This window comes from Thermoanaerobaculia bacterium (assembly GCA_018057705.1).
Taxonomy (GTDB): domain Bacteria; phylum Acidobacteriota; class Thermoanaerobaculia; order Multivoradales; family JAGPDF01; genus JAGPDF01.
The window spans coordinates 1-18,510 of sequence record JAGPDF010000061.1 but is presented as its reverse complement, the minus strand read 5'-3'; the positions used below and the strand labels follow the sequence as shown (position 1 = coordinate 18,510).

Below are 18,510 nucleotides of genomic sequence, written 5' to 3'. Positions count from 1 at the left end.
GATCACTCGCCCGGATCGGGCAGGTTCATCTTGCGCACAAGGCTGCGGAAGTCCTCGCGGCCGCGCAAGCTCTGCAGGTCGAGCATGGTGGCGATCCAGCCCAGGCTCCAAGCGCGCTTCTCGTAGCCGCGCTCGAGCCAGCGCATGGCCTTGTCGGGCTCGCCAGCCGTGGCAAGAAGGCCGGCCACCAGCCCCACGGTGACGTTGGGATTGTCGGCCATCGCGTCGAGCCGGTTGGCCACCCAGGAGAGCGCGCTGGGGTAGCCGTCGCGTGCCAGGCGCCTCTCGAACTCCGGCACGACCTCGTCGAGCTGCTCGGCCAGGAGCCAGCTTCGCAGCTCCCTTCCCCGTTCCGGATCCCGTTCGAGCTGGTGGTGGCAGAGCCAGGCATAGGCGTGGACGAGAGTGAAGTCGGGATCGAGCTCCAGAGTCTGGTCGAAGTACCCGAGCGCCTCCTGGCAGCGACCTTCGACGGAGAACTGGTAGCCATAGTTCGCGGTGATGTTCGCCGAGACCGGATCGAGAGTGCGGGCGAGCTCGATCTCGCGGCGCGCCTCCTCGAATCGGCGCAGCCGCATCAGAAGGCGCCAATAGTTGAGGTGGGCGACGGAGGAGTTGGGCTCGAAGCCCACCGCTTTGCGAATTTCCTGCTCGGCCGCGTCCCAGTTCCAGCGCGCGAGATGCAGGTCGCCAAGGACAGCGTGCGCAGCGGCAGAGGTCGGGTCGAGATCGAGTGCACGTTGAACGGCGGTCTCGGCTTGCACCAGCTTCGGAGCCAGGTCCGCGAAGAAATAGCCCTGGCGCTGGAGAATGGCGGCGAGATCCGTCCAGGCGGGTGCGAAGGCCGAGTCGATGGCGATCGCACGTTCGAAATAGCCCTGGGCTTTGCGGAAGCTCTCGGCGCCGTGCTTGCCGGCCCAATAGCGACCCTGGAGATAGGCCTCGTAGGCTTTCGGATCGACGGACTTCGTGCTGGCCATCTGCGTCTCCTCGACCGGAGAGATCTGCGCGTGGACGGCGTGGGCGATCGCACTGGCAAAAGTGTTCTGGAGGGCGACGACGTCCTGGGTGGCGCGCTCGAAGCTCTCCGACCAGAGGGTGGTCTCGGGGTCGGCCTGGATGACCTGGGCGTTCAGGCGCACGCGGTCGGCCGAGCGGGTGACGGAGCCCTCGACCACGAAGTCGACGCCCAACTCTCGGGCGATCTCTGGCAGGAGCTTCTTCGAGTCCTTGTAGTGCATCGCCGACTGGCGCGAGATGACGCGCACGCCCTGGATGCGGGCGAGGGCGGAGATGAGAGCGTCGGTCATGCCGTCGACGAAGTACTCGGGCTCGTTGGCGAAGTTCGAGAGTGGCAGGACGACGAGCGACGGGACCTTCGCGGCGGCCGGCACGGCTCCACCGCCTCCGCCATTTTCGCCGGCCAGCGTGACGCCTCCTCCCGCCGCCCGCGGCACCCGGGCGCGCCAGGCGAGGGCGCCGGCGCCCAAGAGGACGATGGCGAGGGCGGCGATCCCGAAGCGGGTAGAGCGCGAGCGGACGATCTCCACCGTGTCGCTCGGGGTCTTCGAGACGAGACTGCCGGTCTGGCCGAGGTCGACAGCGCGGGAGACCTCGGCGAGCTTGTCGCGGAGCTCGACCGCCGTTGCCCAGCGCTTGGCGGGCTCCTTCTCGAGGCAGCGGCGCAGGATCGAGTCGATCTGCGCCGGGATCTGCTGGTTCTCCTCGAAGGCACGCGCCGGCTGGTCACGGAGGATGGCGGAGATGACCTCGGCGGTCGACTGACCGAGGAACGGACAGTGGCCGGTCGCCATCTCGTAGAGCACGACGCCGAGCGAGAAAATGTCGGCGCGGTGATCGGTCGCCTGCATGCGCAGCTGTTCGGGCGCCATGTAGGCGAGGGTGCCGATCGCCAGGCCCTCCTGGGTGAGGGAGGTCTGAGGATGGAAGCCCATCGCGTCGGTGGTCTCGGACTCGCGGAGCTTGGCGAGGCCGAAGTCGAGAACCTTGACCCGGCCGTCGCTGTTGACCATGACGTTGCCGGGTTTCAGGTCGCGGTGCTGGATCCCCTTGGCGTGCGCTGCGGCGAGGGCGTCGGCGAGCGGTAGCGCGATCTTCAGGAACTCCTTGAGCGGCAGGCCTCCGGGCGGAAGGAGCTGCGAGAGGGTCTTGCCCTCGACGTGTTCCATGGTGAAGAAGCGCTTGCCGTCGGCCTCTTCGACCGAGTAGATGGTGACGATGTTCGGGTGGTTGAGCGTCGCGACCGACCTCACTTCGCGCTCGAAGCGCGCGAGGCGGTGCGGATCCTCCGCCAGAGCGGGCGGCAGGGTTTTGAGCGCGACTTTGCGGTGCAGACGCTCGTCCTCGGCGAGGAAGACGATGCCCATGCCGCCCTCGCCGAGCTTCGCGAGGATCCGATAGTGCGCCAGTTTGCTGCCGATCACGCGTTGTAGTTTAGCCCGCATTCCTCGCCGATTCTCTGCGGTGGACTCTCGTGAGGAGCAGCGGTTGAAAGCCGCGCGCAGGCGAGTCCGTCCGCGCCGCGAGGGAGGATTTGCGTCGCGGCGCAACGGGACCTAGAATCTTCCTGCCGCTGGGATCCCGCATCTGCGGGACCGAGACGGGAAGAGAAGCTGCCCAGAGTGGCCCGCCTGCGTCGGGGCCCGATCCCTGTAGCGCCGAGGGACGGACACCCGAGGAGAGATCGGCGCGAGTCCCCCGGCACCGCGAAACCCTTCCGTCGCACTTTGCAAGCGGAGGGGTTTTCTGTTTTCGCGGAGGTGCCGGATGGGCAGTCCCAGCAAGAAGATCAGTGTGCCGCAGTTGCGCGAGGCCCCCGCCCGGGGCGAACGCCTGGTGATGGTCACCGCCTACGACTATCCGCAGGCGAGGAGCGCCGACGCTGCCGGCGTCGACATGGTGCTGGTCGGCGACTCGCTCGCCATGGTCGTGCTCGGGCACGCCGACACCCTGTCGGTCACCATGGACGAGATGCTCCACCATGTAAAGGCGGTGCGCCGGGGTCTCCAGCGCGCCCTGCTCATCGCCGACATGCCCTACGGCTCGTTTCACCTCGGCCCGGATCAAGCGGTCGCCAACGCCCTGCGCTTCATCAAGGAGGGGGGGGCCTCGGCGGTCAAGATCGAGGGCGCGCGGATCGACGTCATCGAAGCGCTGGTGGCGGCCGAAGTCCCGGTGCAGGCGCACCTCGGGTTGACGCCGCAGTCGATCCACAAGTTCGGCGGCTTCAAGGTCCAGGGCCGCGGCGCCGAAGCGCGCGCGGCGCTGCTCGAGGCGGCGGCGGCGGTCGAGGCGGCGGGCGCCTTCGCGCTCGTCCTCGAGTGCATCCCGACCGAGCTCGGCCGCGAGGTGACCGAGGCGGTCGGCATCCCGACGATCGGCATCGGCGCCGGGCCTTACTGCGACGGCCAGGTGCTGGTCTACCACGACCTCCTGGGCATCGAGGAGCGCATCGCGCCGCGTTTCGTGCGGCGCTACGCCGAGCAGGGCAGGGGCGCCCGCGAGGCGATCGCGGCGTTCGCGGACGATGTGCGCGAGGGGCGCTTTCCGGCGCCGGAGGAGTGCTTCGAGGATCCGGGCTTTCCCTCGGCCACCGCCGCGCCGCCTCTCGAACGGTTGTATGGGGGCTAGAAGCGGCTCGCGAGCCGCTTCGCAGGCGGATCTCGGGCCGGATAAGCTCAGCGGATGAAGACTGTTCACACCGCGGCGGGGCTCGAGAACGCCCTGTCCTCCTGGAGGTCCGACGGCGCGACGATCGCCTTCGTGCCGACCATGGGGGCGCTGCACGAAGGCCATCTTTCGCTCATCGCTATCGCCCGCCGGCACGCGCCGCGGGTCGTGGCGTCGATCTTCGTCAACCCGAGCCAGTTCGCACCGCACGAAGACTTCGAGAGCTACCCGCGGCACCCCGAGCGCGACGCGGCTCTCCTCGCCCGGGCGGGCTGCGATCTTCTGTTCCTGCCCGACCGCGCGACGGTCTATCCGGAGGGGTTCGGCACCTGGATCGAGCCCCGGGGCGCGGCCATGGGGCTCGAAAGCGAGGTCCGGCCGCACTTCTTCCGCGGTGTCGCCACCGTCGTGGCGCGCCTCCTCCGCATGGTGCGTCCGGACATCGCGGTCTTCGGCGAGAAAGACGCCCAGCAGCTCGCGGTCGTCCGTCAGCTGGTGCGCGATCTCCTGTTGCCGGTCGAGATCGTCGGCGGGCCGATCGTGCGCGAGGCCGACGGACTCGCGATGTCGTCGAGGAATGCCTACCTCTCGGCCGAAGAACGCCGGCGGGCGGTGCGGCTCTCACGCGCCCTGGCGCGCGCGCGCCTCCTCTTCGACCGCGGTGAGCGGCAGAGCGCGACGCTCTGCGAAGCCGTGGCGCTCGAGCTCGCGGCCGACCCCGAGATCGTGCTGCACTACGTCGAAGTCGTCGATCCGGACAGCTTCGCCCCGGTAGCCCAAGTCGGCGACCGCGCCGTCGTGGCCCTGGCCGCCAAGATCGGCACCACCCGCCTGATCGACAACGTTCGCCTCGAGAGCTGAGCGAAAGACGGTCACGGACCAGAACCTCGCCTCACCGCGAGGCGAGGGCGCTCCGGATCCAAAGTGGGCGACCACGCCTCAAATAGGAGCCCGCTTTGGATCCGGAGTGCCGGAGCCCGCGACCACCGAGGAGGCGGGAGCGGCGTCCCCGCCCGCCTGATCTACAATCCCCCTTGATGACCAACGACTCCACTTCCTCCACTCGAACCCCCGCCCCGTCCCCGTTCACCCTCGCGGGCCGCACGTTCACCTCGCGCCTCCTCCTCGGCACCGGCAAGTACAAAGACGGCGCCACGATGACCGCGGCGCTCGAGGCCTCCGGCACCGAGATCGTCACCGTCGCCCTCCGCCGGGTGAATCTCGACGAGCTGGGTAAGGGCTCGCTCATCGACCAGATCGATCAGAAACGGTACCTGCTGCTGCCCAACACCGCCGGCTGCTACACCGCCGACGAGGCGATCCGCACGGCGCGTCTGGCGCGCGAGCTGGGTGGCTGGGAGTGGGTGAAGCTCGAGGTGATCGGCGACAAGCAGACCCTCTTCCCGGACACCGCAGAGACGCTGCGCGCCGCCGAGATCCTGCTCAAGGAGGGCTTCATCGTCCTGCCCTACACCAACGACGATCCGATCGTCTGCCGCAAGTTGGCCGACCTAGGCTGCCCGGCGGTGATGCCGCTCGCCGCCCCGATCGGCTCGGGCATGGGGATCCGCAACCGCGCCAACCTGGCGATCATCCTCGAGCAGGCGACGACGCCAATCATCGTCGACGCCGGGGTCGGCACGGCCTCGGACGCCGCGCTGGCGATGGAGCTGGGAGCCGACGCGGTGCTCCTCAACACGGCGGTCGCCGAGGCGAAAGACCCGGTGGCGATGGCGCGGGCGATGCGGCTCGGCATCGAAGCCGGCTACCTCGCCCGCCACGCCGGCAGGATCCCGCGCCGCCTCTACGCCAACGCTTCGTCACCGGTCGAAGGGCTGATCGAGTAGCCCGGTGCGCCTCCCCCGAGGCGCCCTCCGGGGTGCCCGGAAAGCGCGCAAACCCGCACGGTTGCGGCTGGGAGCCCGGATTCGCTAGAATCCACCCTTCACGCGGCGGTCCGCGCAGCCATAGCTCAACTGGATAGAGCACCAGACTACGAATCTGACGGTTGGAGGTTCGACTCCTCCTGGCTGCACCACTTCTCCCCATGACCGCGACCGCAGCGCCCCGCAAGCCCAGATCCACCCCCAGCAGCATCCCCAGCCGTTGTCGTTCCCACCGCTGCAGCCATAGCTCAGCTGGATAGAGCATCAGACTTCGAATCTGAGGGTCGGGGGTTCGAATCCCTCTGGCTGCACCATGTCCGGAAGCCAGCCAGAACAAAATTGGGGACAGTCCCCAATTTTCCTAACTTCAATCTTCACCGACATTTAAGATAATTGGGGACAGTCCCCAATATTTCGGATTACGGCCTTCGGGGGATCGGTCTGAAGAGGCCCACGGCTCCGGGAGGGAGCTGCGAAGCGAAGGAAAGTGAACTAGGCTCCGCGCCAGTTTCCAAACCCGCCGCGCGGCGCGCGGCTGACCGAGGGGGGCGTCATGAACTGGACTCGCATCGTCCTGGGCGGTGTCGTTGCCGGCATCGTCACCAATCTCGTCGACTTCGTGATGCACGGCATTCTCCTGGCGGAGACCTACAAGAAGTACTCCGAGGCCTTCAGCCAGACGCCGGCCAACCCGGTGAAGTTCTTCGCCGTGTCGATCGCGGTGAGTCTCGGCGTCGCGATCCTGTTCGCGAAGACGCGGTCGACGTGGGCGGCAGGCTGGAAGGGGGGCGCGATGTTCGGCCTCTTCTTCGGCATCGCCCATTTCTTCACTGGCTTCTACAATCCCCTCGTCATCGCCGGCTTTCCCTACTACCTCGGCTGGTGCTGGGGCGGGATCGGAGTCATCGGCGGCGTCGTGCGCGGCGCCGTGCTCGGCGCGCTGATCCCTCGCCAGTAGCCGGGCGCCGCCCGGCGCCAACGCCGGAAACACCTGCAGACAAGGGGGTTGGGGAGTTCTCTCCCCGACCCCTGTGTTATCTTTGGCCCTCTTTTCATGCACTCCACGTACTGTCCAATGAGCCTGTGCGCCTGACCCTGACGATTCTCTCGAGCCTTGCGGTGACGGCGATCCTGATCGGCGTCGTCGCAGCCCTGCGCCGGCTGCGGATCGTGCGCCAACTCGCCTTCGTGCTCATCGTCGGGGCGATCGCCGCGGGGCTCCGGGTCTTCACGCTCTTCACCCCGGGCAAGTACGAGGCCTTCGATCAGGTCCTATCGTGGGTCCTGCTCTTCCTCGGCGCGATCACCGTCATCCGGCTCGCCGGGATGATCTATTTCGACCTCGTCCTGCCGCACCGGGGAGTGCGGCTGCCGAATCTCCTGCCGATGGTCTCCGTTGGCATCGCCTACTTCATCGCCGCGCTGATCACTTTCAAGATCAGCTTCCCAGGTGCGAATGTCTCCGGCCTAGTGACGGGCTCGGCGATCACGTCGCTGGTGATCGGTCTCGCGCTGCAGCCGATCCTCGGCAACATCTTCGCCGGCGTCGTCATCGGCCTCGAGAAGCCCTACCGGATCAACGACTGGATCAAGATCGGCGACATCGACGCCCGGGTGGTCTCGATCTCCTGGCGCACCACCCATCTGCGCACGCGGGACAGCGACAACCTCATCATCCCCAACGCCACGATGGCGCAAGAGAAGATCATCAACTATTACTACCCCCACCCGCTGCACCTCGAGCGCGTCGTCGTCACCGCCGAGTACAAGACGCCCCCCTATCGCGTGAAGCAGGCCCTGCTCGCCGCCTCCGAGGGCATTCCGGGCATCCTCGAGAAGCCGACCCCCGACGTCAACGTGCTCGGCTTCGACGACAGCGCCATCCGCTACGAGCTGCGCGTCTGGATCGAGGACATCGGGCAGAAGCCGCGTATCCAGAGCGACGTCCGCGGCCGGATCTGGGAGGAGTTCCGCCGGCGCGGCATCGTCATCCCCTTCCCGATCCGCACCCTGCAGGTCGCTCCGCGTCAGCGCAAGGCCGAGGCTGAGTCCTCCAGCGGCCGGCTCTTCGTGGCTCTCGGGCCGGAGTCCGGCGGCGATCTCGCCCTCGGCGCCGCGCGCGTCCTCGTCGGCCGCTCCCGCACCTGCGATCTCGTGCTCTCGGACACCCAGGCGAGCAAGGAGCACATCGCGATCGAATTGCAGCCGGAGGGCTTCGTGTTGACCGACCTCGAGACCAGCAACGGCACGAAACTGAACGGCCAGAAGGTGACGCGCGCCGTGCTGCAGAACCTGGACCGCATCATCATCGGAGACACCGTGCTGGTGTTCGAGGCCGATTCCGGTGCTTGAGGTCCCGCAGCAGATCGGTCCCTACGAGATTCTCGCGCCGCTCGGCAAAGGCGGCGCGGGTGGCTTCTACAAGGCGAGGGAGAGGGCGACCGGGCGGACCGTCGCGATCAAGCTGTCGCCGCCGGCCCTCGCGATGGACCCCGAGGCCGTCGAACGATTCCACCGCGAGGCCCAGGCCGTCGCCGCGCTGCAGCATCCCAATCTCGTGCAGATCCTCGATCGCGGGGAGGACCAGGGGATCCTCTACCTCGTCATGGAGTTTGTCGAAGGCGCGTCGCTCGATGTCGTCCTGCGCCAGCGCCGGCTGTCGCTGCAGGAGGTCGTGCAGGTCGCGAAGCAGGTCGCTCGGGGACTCGAAGTGGCGCACCGTGCCGGTGTCGTGCACCGCGACCTGAACCCGCGCAACATCCTGGTCTCACCGACCCTATCGGCCGTGAAGCTCGGCGGTTTCGGGATCGGCCGCGTCGAGTCGGTGATGCGCAAACTCGGCACCCTCACCACCAAAGAGATGACCCTGGGCTCCCTGAGCTACCTCGCGCCCGAGCAGGCGGCCGACGCCTCGGTGGTCGATCATCGCGCCGACATCTACGCTCTGGGCGTCGTCTTCTACGAGGCGCTCACCGGACGCATACCGCTCGGCCGCTTCAATCTGCCGTCGGAGATCAACCGCGAGCTGCCGTCGGACATCGATCCGATCGTCCTCAAGTGCCTCGCCACCGAACCGGGAAAGCGCTACGCCAACGTCGGCCAGCTCCTCGAACAGCTCCAGAAGTTCGAAGAGAAGATGCGCTTCCAGCTGCTCGACGAGCTCCAGGGGTTGAAGCGCGGGACTTCGATGATCCTGGGCCCGACGGGATTCCTGGGCAAGCGTGGTGTGATCGTGCTGTTCGTCCTGGTGGCGCTGGTGCTGGTCGGCATCGGTGGCTGGATGCTGCTCAATCCGGTTGCCGAGCCTCCGGCTCCGATCGACTCGCCGGCGACGCCGGCGCCTCCGGCGGACGCCGCCGGTGATCGGGGAGACGCTTCGCCGGTGGCGAGCCCGCCGGCGACCGAGGGCCCTGCGGCACCGCCCACTGCGGCCGCTCCCCCGGTGGCCGTCGCTGTGCCCGTCGAGAAGCCGGCGAAGGAGAGCGCGGCAGCTGCGAAACCGGGCACAGCGAAGCCCCCCGAGGCGCCGGCCACGACTCCGGCCAAACCCGGAGTGGACCCGGCAGCGGCCGACCTCGAAGTCGCGCGCGGCAAGTTCGACGCCAAGCTCTTCGACCAGGCGCTCTCCGACGCGCGCGCGCTGATCGCGGCCTACCCGGCGAGCCCGCTGGCGCTCGACGCTCACTACCTCGCCGCCAAGTCGCTCGCGAGCCTCGGGCGCGGCCAGGAGGCGATCGGCGCCTACGTCGAGATCCAGGCCCGCTTCAAGGGTGACCCCCGCGCTGCGGAGGCGGCATTCCAGCAGGCGAAGCTCGTGCAGGCGGCGGACACCAAGAAGTCCGCGGACGAGGCGAAGCGGCTCTACGCCGAAAGTGCCGCGACCTATCCGGCGTCGCCGTGGTCGGCGCGCGCGCTCGCGGCGAAGGCGGAGATCGAGCGCGAGCAGCGCGTGACCGTCCGGGATGGAGCCCTGGGCGCCACGGTGCCGGCGGCGCTCGCGACCTATCGCGATCTCACCGCGCGTTTCCCCGCCGAGCCGGTCGCCGAGAAGGCCTGGTGGGAGCTCGGGCGGATGTACGAGGACGAGAAGCGATGGGATCTCGCGGCAGAGGCCTACGAGAGGCTCACGCAGCACTTCCCGCAGACGCGGCTGGACGCCTGGTTCCAGCTGGCGGAGATCTACGAGCGCCGGTTGAAGGACGCGGCGAGAGCGAAGCAGGCCTACGGCAAGGTACCCACGACCTCCTCACACTTCAAGGAAGCCCAGAGGAAGGCCGGCAACTAGTCCGGCTCGAGAGCTCCTCCCGCCGTGGGCAGGAGCGCGACCGGCCTTCCGATCTCGCCCCACAGCAGGGCTGCCTGACCGAACTCCCGGGCGAGCGCGAGCGCTGCCTCGCGGTCGATTCCGACCACCAGGAGGCTCGCCTCCCGCCAGCCGCCGGTCGCCGGGTCGAAGCTCTCGCCGGCGACCGCCGGAAGGCCGCTTTCACCGAGGCGATCGACCAGCAGCCGGTGGCGGCGGAGGTTCTCGGTCTCGGGCAGCGCAACCGAGCCGGGGTTCGCGGCGCTGAGGAAAGCAAAGCAGGAGGCCCGTTGCGTCTCCAGCCAGCGATCGAGCGCGGCGCTCGCTGCACCCACGCGGAGGAGGATCGGACCCTCCTTGCAGTCGACGCGATAGACGGCGCGGGTATACGATTCGCGGAGTTCGCCAGGGATCGTCGACGCTGCGCGGTGGGCGGAGCGATCCTCTTCAGCACGGTCTCTTTGACACATGACGCCACTCTCCTCCAGCTCCACGACCCTGCCGCGCGCGAAATCGGTGCGTGTCGCGAGCGCCCTCCGCCGCGCCTGGCGCAAAGGCTACACCGCCGCGGACCTGAAGGCCGATATCGGCGCCGGCATGGTCGTCGGCGTCGTTGCGCTGCCGCTGTCGATGGCGCTCGCGATCGCCTCCGGCGTCGCGCCGCAGCACGGCCTCTACACAGCGATCGTCGCCGGCGCGCTGATCGCTCTGCTCGGCGGCTCGAAAGTGCAGGTGGCGGGACCGACCGCCGCGTTCGTCGTCATTCTGGCGCCGATCGCCGCCCGTTTCGGGCTCGGCGGACTGCTGCTCGCGACGATGATGGCCGGACTCATCCTGATGGCGATGGGCTTCTACCGCATGGGGCGGTTCATCGAGTTCGTCCCCTATCCGGTCACCACCGGCTTCACTGCCGGCATCGCGCTGGTCATCGGGACGCTCCAACTCAAGGACTTCCTCGGCCTCGAGGTGGAAAGCCTGCCGCCCGACTACCTCGAGCGCCTCGCGGTTCTCGTCCGCGCGCTGCCGACCGCGCATTCCGCCGATTTCGGCATCGGAGCGTTCACGCTCGTCGTCCTGCTCGGGTGGCCGTACCTCTCGAAGCGGGTTCCGGCGCCGCTCGTCGCCCTGCTCTGTGCCGGCGTCGCCGCGCACTTCGCGGCCCGCTGGTGGCCGGGATTTTCGGTGGTGACCATCGACGACCGCTTCTCCTACATGCTCGACGGCGTCGCCCGTCCCGGCATTCCGCGGCTGCCGCCGACCCCGCTCCTGCCGTGGAACCTCCCGGGCGCCGGGGGCGCTCCACTGGTGATCTCGTTCGATCTCGTCCGGGAGCTCCTGCCGGCGGCGTTCACGATCGCGATCCTCGGTGCGATCGAGTCGCTGCTCTCGGCGGTCGTCGCCGACGGCATGACCGGCAAGAAGCACGATCCGGACAGCGAGCTGCTGGCGCAGGGGATCGGCAACTTCGTCGGTCCATTCTTCGGCGGCTTCGCGGCCACCGGCGCGATCGCCCGCACGGCGACCAACGTCCGCGCCGGCGCCCGCACGCCGTTCGCAGCGGTCTTCCACGCGATCTTCGTGCTCGTCGCGGTGATCGCCTTCGCCCCGCTCATGGGCCGGCTGCCGATGGCGGCGCTCGCGGCGCTCCTCCTTCACGTCGCGGTGCGGATGGCCGAGGGCCGGCACATCCTGCACATCCTCAAGGTGGCGCCGCGCACCGACATCGTGGTGCTCGTCACCTGCTTCTCGTTGACGGTGCTCTTCGACATGGTGGTGGCGGTGACGGTGGGAATCGTCCTCGCCTCGATCCTCTTCATGGAGCGGATGGCCGCGGTGTCGCGGGTCTCGCTCGTCTCCTCCGAAGAGCTCGACCTCGGCCGGCCGCTGCCGCCGAACCTGCTGCTCTACGAGATCGCCGGCCCGCTCTTCTTCGGCGCCGCGCAGAAGGCGATGACGGCGGTGCGCGCGGTCGCCAAAGGGGTCGAGGTCGTGGTCTTCGACCTGCGGGCGGTGCCGCTGCTCGATGCGACGGGACTGGTGGCGCTCGACTCGACGGTCGTGAAGCTCCGCGAGGGCGGCGTGTTCGTGGTCCTCGCCGGGGTGCAGAGCGGGCCGCTCCGGGTGCTCGCGAAGGCGGGGTGGCGCAACCGCGAGGGTGAGCTCGCGATCGGCACCTCCTTCGACAAGGCGCTCACGCTCGCACTCGCCGCGGCTGATGCGGCTACGGCGGCGCGTTCGCATACGAATCCGCATTCGTAGCGTTCTCGTGGTCGGGGGAGCGGCCGGGCGGGAATGGGGCCCGGGCTCATAGGCTACAGACCGGTCGTGGTGGTCGCTGCGGGGGTGGCTTCCACCCCCGGTGAGCGCCGATGGTGCACCGCAGCCCGGGCGCCCGGACCCCATTCCCGCCCGGCCGCTCCCCCTCCAGCATCCGCTGTGGCGGATGGAGGGAGGCTCAGTGGCTGGTCAGGTCGAGCTGCCTGGGTCGCCTTTGTCTCTCGTGAGCCAGTGGGCCAGGAAGATCGGGACGAAGGTCACCGCGATGACGAAGACGGCGACGACGTTGGTGACCGGGCGGTCGCGCGGTCGCGTGAGCTGGCTGAAGATCCAGATCGGCAGGGTCTCCTGCCGGCCGGCGGTGAAGGTCGTGACGATCACCTCGTCGAAAGAGAGCGCGAAGGCGAGCATGCCGCCGGCGAGGAGAGCCGACGCCAGATTCGGCAGCAGCACGTAGCGGAAGGTCTGGAACGAGTTCGCGCCCAGGTCCATGGAGGCCTCGAGGAGGGAGCGCCCGGTGAGTCGGAAGCGCGCCAGGGCGTTGTTGTAGACCACGACGACGCAGAAGGTCGCATGTCCGATGACGAGGGTCCAGAAGCTGAACGGGATCTCCGCCAGGCCGATCGCCGAGCGCAGGGCGATGCCGGTGACGATGCCCGGCAGCGCGATCGGCAGGACGAGCAGGAACGAGATGGCGTCGCGGCCGAAGAACCGGCTGCGCCAGACCGCGGCGGCGGCGAGCGTGCCGAGTACCAGCGCGACGAGCGTCGCCACACTGGCGACGCGCACCGAGAGCTCGAGCGCCTGCCAGAGGTCGGCGCGTTCCCAGGCGACGCCGAACCAGCGCGTCGTCAGGCCGGGGGGCGGGAAGCCGTAGCTCGACTCGTCGGTGGTGAAGGCATACAGCAGGATGACCCAGATCGGTCCGTGCAGAAAGAGCAGCACCGCTCCCGAGGCCAGCGCGAGTCCCCACGAGAACCTAGAGCGCATCGAAGGCTCCGGCTCGCCGCGCGACGAGCAGGTAGATCCCCATGATCCCCATCGGCACGACCGTGAAGGCCGCCGCCAGCGGAATGTTGCCGGAGGTCCCCTGGTGGGCGAGCACCGCCTGGCCGATGAAGTAGCTCGAGTTGCCGAGCACCGAGGGGACGATGAAGTCGCCCAGGGTCAGCGAGAAGGTGAAGATCGACCCGGCGACGATGCCGGGAAAGACGAGCGGCAGGGTGACGTGCAGGAAGGTGGACCGCGGGTGCGCGCCGAGGTCGCCCGAGGCCTCGAGAAGGGAGCGCGGCACGCGCTCGAGCGCCGCCTGGATCGGCAGGATCATGTAGGGCAACCAGACGTAGAGGAAGGCCAGGAACATGCCGGTGGTCGAGATCGCGAGCGACGGTCCGCCGACGAGAGGCAGGGCGAGCCAGCTCTCGAGCAGCCCGCCCAACCCGGCGCGGTCGGCGAACCAGGAGACGATCCCCTCCTTCGAGAGCACCAGCTTCCAGGCATAGACCCGCACGAGATAGCTCGACCAGAGCGGCAGGAGAATCGCGAGATAGAACCAGCCGCGCGAGCGCTTCGAGGCGCGAAAGGTCATGAAGTAGGCGAGCGGGAAGGCGAGCGCGGCCGCGGCCAGGGTTACCGCGGCGGCCATTCCGGCGGTGCGCAGCACGATGTCCGCGTTGGCGCGCGTCAGGAGGTCGCCGTAGGTCGCCAGCGTGAAGCGCTGGACCACCTGTCCCGTGAAGTGATCGAGGCCGAAGAACGACTGGACGAGAAGGGCGACGAGCGCGCCGACATAGGCCAACCCGAACCAGAGGAGCGGCGGGAGGAGGAGCAGGGCGAGCGTGACCTTCGGCCGCCGGTAGAGGAACGTCGACAATCGGGTGAGCACGATTCGGGACCGCTGCCTGTCGTGGGATGCGGCTCAGCTTTCCGCGAGCGGACGCTCGTGGATGGGATCCCAGGCGAGGACGACGCGGGCGCCGCGAGCGAAGGCGGCACGACCCGCCGGAGCGAGATTCTGCGCCGCCACGTGCAGGCTGAAACCGCCCTCGATCGCCACGGTGTAGCGCGTCACCATGCCGGCGAAAACGATCTCGGTCAGAGTCCCTTCGACCTGCCGGGCTCCGGGTGCCGCGCTCTCCCTGCCGGCGAGCAGCGAGATCTTCTCGGGCCGCAGAGCGAAGAGTCCCTCGTGGCCGAGGATCCGGCGCGCCGCCGCGCCGCGCAGGACGTTCGCCGTGCCGACGAAGCCGGCGATGAACTCGGTCGCCGGCGATTCGTAGACTTCGGCCGGGGTGCCGATCTGCGCAATCCGCCCGCCCTCGAAGACGGCGAGCCGGTCGCTCATGGTGAGCGCCTCCTCCTGGTCGTGAGTGACGAAGATGAAAGTGATTCCGACGTGCTGCTGGATCGCCTTGAGCTCGATCTGCATCTGATGGCGGAGTTTGAGATCCAGCGCGCCGAGCGGTTCGTCGAGGAGCAGGACTTTCGGTCGATTGACCAGGGCGCGCGCCAGCGCGACGCGCTGCCGCTGCCCGCCGGAAAGCTGCGCGGGACGCCGGTCGGAGAGGCCCGAGAGCTCGACGAGGGCGAGCATCTCGTCGGCCAGCCGCCGGCGCTCGGTGCTCCCGACGCCGCGCACCATCGGGCCATAGGCGACGTTCTCGCCGACGGAAAGGTGGGGGAAGAGGGCGTAGTCCTGGAAGACCGTATTGACGTTGCGTTCGTAGGGGGGCAGGTTCGAGACATCCGCGCCGTCGAGGAGAATCCGGCCGGCCGAGGGCAGGTCGAATCCCGCCACCAGGCGCAGGCAGGTCGTCTTGCCCGAACCCGAGGGGCCGAGGAGGGTGAAGAACTCTCCATTGGCGATCGCGAGATCGACGCCAGCGACCGCCTCGACTTCGCCGAACCGCTTCGAGACGCCCTGGAACTCGACGGCGATCAAGCCGCGGTCACCGTCCGCCGATGACCGCGATGTAGTTCGTCACCCACTCGTGGTAGGGCACGCAGTCGGTGCGCCCGTCGCCGCAGTCGGCGCGCGGCGTCTTCCAGAAGGCGATGCGCTCGAACTCGCCGAAGCCGTTCGTCTCGCAACCTTTGTCGCCCAGCAGGGCGTTGCCCTGACAGGCGGCGGGAACGGCCGGCAGCGAGCCGAACCAGGCCGCGAGATCGCCCTGCACCTTCGGGTCGAGCGAATGCTCGAGCCAGGCGTAGGCGCAGTTGGGATGCGGCGCGTCGACGTGCATCATGGTCGAGTCCGCCCAGCCGGTGACCCCCTCCGCGGGGAAGGTGCTCGCGACCGGCGCGCCACCCGCCGCCAGGACGTTGACCTGAAACGGCCACGAGCCCGAGGCCACGACGCCCTCGTTCTTGAAGTCGTCCATCTGGATGTTGGCGTCGTGCCAGTAGCGGCCGACCAGCTTCCTCTGCTGGCGCAGGAGATCGAGCGCCGCCTTGAACTGGTCGGCGTCGAGCTCGTACGGGTCGGTGATCCCCAGCTCCGGCTTGTGCTTCTTGAGGTAGAGCGCGGCGTCGGCGATGTAGATCGGGCCGTCGTAGGCCTGCACCCGGCCGCGGTTGGACTTGCCGTCGGGGAGAGTCGTCTCCTCGAAGACCACGCTCCAGCTCGTGGGCGGCTTTTCGCCGAAGACCTTCGAGTTGTACATGAGGACGTTCGGTCCCCACTGATAAGGCACGCCGTAGTGCTTGCCGCCGACGGTGTGCCAAGGCGCATTCTGCAGGCGGGGGTCGACGTTCTTCCAGCCGGGGACGAGGGCGAGATTCACCTCCTGCACCTTGCCGCCCGCGATCAACCGGTTCGAGGCATCTCCCGAGGCGGTGACCAGATCGATGAAGCCGCCCTCGTTCATCAACGCGACCATCTCGTCGGAGGTCGCGGCGATCTTGACGCTCACCTTGCAGCCGGTCTTCTGCTCGAAGCCGGTGACCCAGTCGTAAGCCTTGTCGGTCGCGCCGCGCTCGATGTAGCCCGCCCACGCGATGATGGTCAGCGCACCTTCGCCGGCCCCGAGCTGCGACATGGCTGCTTTGGTCGAAGGAGCGGGGATGGGCTCCTTGACGGTTCGGCCGCAGCCCAAGGCGAACGTCAAGGGCAGCGCCAGCGCTGCCAGCGCCAGATGAGAGAGTGCCTTGGACGCGCGAAGCTCGGTCATGATCGGTGCCTCCTCTGTTTCGAGCGAGATTAGCATGCGGAAAAGCGTCGCCCAGGTGCCGGCTTCGGGACCTCTCTCAGCTCGAGAAGCCGATACCCAGACGGTCCAGAACGCGCAGCAGGAAACCGGGACTGCCGCCATCGTCGACCTTGCGCAGGGCCCGGGTCACGGCCGCGATGGCCCACGGTCGCAGCGGTCCGGGCGGATAGCGAAAGGGGGGCTTGCGCACCAGGGCGAGCTCCGCGAGCTCGGATCGCCTCTCGAGCGCCAGATGGGCGAGGAGGCGGCCGGCAACCCGCGTCGTCCCCACGCCGTGCCCCGTATAGCCGAGGCCGTAGAACAGGCGGCCCGAGTGCAGGGCGCCGAAGAACGGGGTGAAGCGGGTGGTGGCGGCGATCGGACCGCCCCAGCGGTAGGGGAAACGCACCGCGGCGAGATCCGGGAAGAAGCGTGCGAAGCTCGCCTCCAGCGCGGCATAAACCGCCGGCGCGTGGTCGTGCTGCGGCCCGACGCCGTTGCCGCGATAGTAGACCGCTTCGCTCGAGCCCCAGACCACGCGGTGGTCGGCGGTCAGTCGCGAGTAGTTGAAGAAGCTCCGGCAGTCGGTGACCCCTTCGCGCCCCTGCCAGCGAATGGCCGTCCGCTGCGCGGCGGTCAACGGTTCGCTGGTGATCACGTAGTCGTAGAGCGGCAGGAAGCGCCCCGCCAGCCGCGGCGCCAGGGTGTGCGAGTAGGCGTTCGTCGCGAGCACCGCGCGCGGTGCGTGGAGCGTGCCGGCCTGTGTCGACAAGCTCAGGCCGGAGCCCGTGCGGTCGATTCGTTTGACGGGCGAATGTTCGAGAATCCGGACGCCCTTGCCCTCTGCGACACGGGCGAGGCCGGCGGCCAGCTTCGCTGGGTGCACCGTCGCGGCTCGCGGCGCGAAAAGCGCACACAAGGGAAGCGGGCTTCCCAGCTGCTCGTGGGTTGCTTCGCGATCGAGCACGCGCCAGTCGTCGATGCCAAGCTGTCTCGCCGACGCGAGGGCGACCTCGACATCCCTTGTGTGCGCTTCTGTCAGGGCGAGCACGAGCTGCCCGACGCGCGCGAATTCGGCGTCGATCGACTCCTGGCCGAGGAAAGCCTCCATCTCGTCGAGGTTCCGGCGCGCGAGCCCGGCCAGACGGCGCGCCTCGTCTTCACCGAAATGCTGAATCGCGAGGCTGTGCGAGTGGTCGAACGTCTCGCCGATCTGGCCGGCGTTCCTGCCCGAGGCGCCGTAGGCGACGCGCTCGGCTTCGAGCAGGACGACCTCCTTCTCGGGCGCGAGCTCTTTGAGGAAGAGCGCCGTCCACAGGCCGGTGAAGCCACCGCCGACGATGGCGACGTCGGCGCGCTGCTCACCTGCGAGCGCCGGCCGGGCCGGCTGCGCTGGCAGGTCGGCGAGCCAGAAGCAGCCCTCCTCGACTGGCCTCAGCGGATACGGCTCGGGCTCAGAGATGGTGCTCCTCGTAGACCGCGGCCAGCGACTCGTCGAGCGCTGCGACGAACCGGTCGAGCTGCGGATAGCTGATGGTGAGCGGCGGCTCGACGCGCAGCGTGCGGGCGTTGATATACGTCCCGCCAATGAGGATCTGGCGCGCGAAGAGGTTCTTCGAGACGGCGTAGCCCAGGTCGCCGTCGGCGAATTCGAGACCGAGCATGAGGCCGCGACCCCGCCAGAGCTTGAGCAGATTCGGGTAGCGCGCGCCGAGCTCGGCGAACCTGCCGAGCAGGTAGTCGCCCTTCTCGCCGGCCTGCCGGGCCAGGTCCTCGTCGAGCAGCACGCCGATGGTCGCGATCGCCGCCGCGCAGGCGACCGGGTTGCCGCCGAAGGTCGTGGTGTGCAGGAACGGATTCTCGATGTAGCGCTCCCAGGTCTGGGCGGTTCCGACGGTGGCGCCGATCGGCATGACCCCGCCGCCGAAGCCCTTGCCGAGCGCCATCAGGTCGGGGGCGACGCCGTCGTGCTCGCAGGCGAACATCCGGCCCGAGCGCCCCATGCCCGATTGGATCTCGTCGAACACCAACATGGCTCCATAGCGGTCGCAGAGCTCGCGCGCCGCGGCGAGGTAGCCCGCGGGGGCGACGTTGATGCCGCCCTCACCCTGGATCGGCTCGAGCACCACCGCGGCGACCCGGTCGCCGGTGAAGTCGAAGATCTTCA

The 18,510-nt window shown here is 68.7% G+C and carries 14 protein-coding genes and 2 tRNA genes; 9 read left to right on the top strand and 7 right to left on the bottom strand.

All coding sequences use genetic code 11. The features are described 5' to 3' along the window. Positions 1 to 2: 2 nt before the first annotated feature. On the bottom strand, positions 3 to 2,465 hold the full coding sequence (locus KBI44_16100) for a protein kinase (GenBank protein ID MBP9146000.1): 2,463 nt from the start codon (positions 2,463 to 2,465) through the stop codon (positions 3 to 5). 322 nt (positions 2,466 to 2,787) lie between these two features. On the opposite strand from KBI44_16100, the gene panB reads away from it, so the two are divergent. From panB to KBI44_16060, 8 genes are all read left to right on the top strand, one after another. Continuing rightward, positions 2,788 to 3,651 carry a 3-methyl-2-oxobutanoate hydroxymethyltransferase gene (panB, locus tag KBI44_16095; protein ID MBP9145999.1) on the top strand — a complete coding sequence of 288 codons (864 nt, stop codon included), beginning with the start codon at positions 2,788 to 2,790 and terminating at the stop codon, positions 3,649 to 3,651. A gap of 54 nt (positions 3,652 to 3,705) precedes the next feature. Beyond that, on the top strand, positions 3,706 to 4,551 hold the full coding sequence (locus tag KBI44_16090) for a pantoate--beta-alanine ligase (GenBank protein ID MBP9145998.1): 846 nt from the start codon (positions 3,706 to 3,708) through the stop codon (positions 4,549 to 4,551). 176 nt (positions 4,552 to 4,727) lie between these two features. Further along, complete coding sequence (locus tag KBI44_16085) at positions 4,728 to 5,537, top strand: thiazole synthase (protein ID MBP9145997.1); 810 nt, start codon at positions 4,728 to 4,730, stop codon at positions 5,535 to 5,537. Between the two features lie 114 nt (positions 5,538 to 5,651). Then, positions 5,652 to 5,728: transfer RNA gene (locus tag KBI44_16080), tRNA-Arg, on the top strand. An 85-nt stretch (positions 5,729 to 5,813) separates the two neighbouring features. Then, positions 5,814 to 5,890 (top strand) — tRNA-Arg (locus tag KBI44_16075). Positions 5,891 to 6,129: 239 nt separating this feature from the next. Further along, positions 6,130 to 6,534: a hypothetical protein gene (locus tag KBI44_16070; GenBank protein MBP9145996.1), complete on the top strand. Its 405-nt coding sequence runs from the start codon at positions 6,130 to 6,132 to the stop codon at positions 6,532 to 6,534. A 125-nt stretch (positions 6,535 to 6,659) separates the two neighbouring features. After that, complete coding sequence (locus KBI44_16065) at positions 6,660 to 7,928, top strand: mechanosensitive ion channel (GenBank protein MBP9145995.1); 1,269 nt, start codon at positions 6,660 to 6,662, stop codon at positions 7,926 to 7,928. Next, positions 7,921 to 9,861: a protein kinase gene (locus tag KBI44_16060; GenBank protein ID MBP9145994.1), complete on the top strand. Its 1,941-nt coding sequence runs from the start codon at positions 7,921 to 7,923 to the stop codon at positions 9,859 to 9,861. Before KBI44_16065 ends, KBI44_16060 begins: the two co-directional genes overlap by 8 nt. On the opposite strand, the gene KBI44_16055 is transcribed toward KBI44_16060, so the two are convergent. Next, a complete protein-coding gene (locus KBI44_16055; GenBank protein MBP9145993.1) occupies positions 9,858 to 10,349 on the bottom strand; it encodes a DUF3293 domain-containing protein in 492 nt (163 codons plus the stop codon). The two genes, KBI44_16060 and KBI44_16055, sit on opposite strands and share 4 nt — an antisense overlap. On the opposite strand from KBI44_16055, the gene dauA reads away from it, so the two are divergent. Next, on the top strand, positions 10,348 to 12,138 hold the full coding sequence (dauA, locus tag KBI44_16050; protein MBP9145992.1) for a C4-dicarboxylic acid transporter DauA: 1,791 nt from the start codon (positions 10,348 to 10,350) through the stop codon (positions 12,136 to 12,138). The two genes, KBI44_16055 and dauA, sit on opposite strands and share 2 nt — an antisense overlap. Before the next feature lie 207 nt (positions 12,139 to 12,345). On the opposite strand, the gene KBI44_16045 is transcribed toward dauA, so the two are convergent. From KBI44_16045 to KBI44_16025, 5 genes are all read right to left on the bottom strand, one after another. Next, entirely contained in the window at positions 12,346 to 13,146 is an 801-nt protein-coding gene (locus KBI44_16045) for an ABC transporter permease (protein ID MBP9145991.1), read from the bottom strand. Further along, positions 13,136 to 14,044, bottom strand: a complete 909-nt coding sequence (locus KBI44_16040) for an ABC transporter permease (protein ID MBP9145990.1) — start codon at positions 14,042 to 14,044, stop codon at positions 13,136 to 13,138. The genes KBI44_16045 and KBI44_16040 overlap by 11 nt, the downstream gene beginning before the upstream one ends. Positions 14,045 to 14,074: 30 nt before the next feature. Next, the gene (locus KBI44_16035; protein MBP9145989.1) at positions 14,075 to 15,097 is read right to left on the bottom strand and encodes an ABC transporter ATP-binding protein; all 1,023 of its coding nucleotides are present in this window, start codon (positions 15,095 to 15,097) and stop codon (positions 14,075 to 14,077) included. Positions 15,098 to 15,104: 7 nt separating this feature from the next. Then, positions 15,105 to 16,193: an ABC transporter substrate-binding protein gene (locus KBI44_16030; protein ID MBP9145988.1), complete on the bottom strand. Its 1,089-nt coding sequence runs from the start codon at positions 16,191 to 16,193 to the stop codon at positions 15,105 to 15,107. Positions 16,194 to 16,401: 208 nt separating this feature from the next. Continuing rightward, on the bottom strand, positions 16,402 to 17,931 hold the full coding sequence (locus KBI44_16025; protein MBP9145987.1) for an FAD-dependent oxidoreductase: 1,530 nt from the start codon (positions 17,929 to 17,931) through the stop codon (positions 16,402 to 16,404). Positions 17,932 to 18,510: the final 579 nt, after the last annotated feature.

What these genes read in the sequence shown, in the direction of transcription:
- KBI44_16100 (MBP9146000.1), bottom strand. Translation starts at nt 2,465, where the DNA reads ATGCGGGCTAAACTACAACGCGTGATCGGCAGCAAACTGGCGCACTAT.
- KBI44_16030 (MBP9145988.1), bottom strand. Translation starts at nt 16,193, where the DNA reads ATGTCGCAGCTCGGGGCCGGCGAAGGTGCGCTGACCATCATCGCGTGG.
- KBI44_16085 (MBP9145997.1), top strand. Translation starts at nt 4,728, where the DNA reads ATGACCAACGACTCCACTTCCTCCACTCGAACCCCCGCCCCGTCCCCG.
- KBI44_16070 (MBP9145996.1), top strand. Translation starts at nt 6,130, where the DNA reads ATGAACTGGACTCGCATCGTCCTGGGCGGTGTCGTTGCCGGCATCGTC.
- KBI44_16045 (MBP9145991.1), bottom strand. Translation starts at nt 13,146, where the DNA reads ATGCGCTCTAGGTTCTCGTGGGGACTCGCGCTGGCCTCGGGAGCGGTG.
- KBI44_16090 (MBP9145998.1), top strand. Translation starts at nt 3,706, where the DNA reads ATGAAGACTGTTCACACCGCGGCGGGGCTCGAGAACGCCCTGTCCTCC.
- KBI44_16055 (MBP9145993.1), bottom strand. Translation starts at nt 10,349, where the DNA reads ATGTGTCAAAGAGACCGTGCTGAAGAGGATCGCTCCGCCCACCGCGCA.
- panB (MBP9145999.1), top strand. Translation starts at nt 2,788, where the DNA reads ATGGGCAGTCCCAGCAAGAAGATCAGTGTGCCGCAGTTGCGCGAGGCC.
- dauA (MBP9145992.1), top strand. Translation starts at nt 10,348, where the DNA reads ATGACGCCACTCTCCTCCAGCTCCACGACCCTGCCGCGCGCGAAATCG.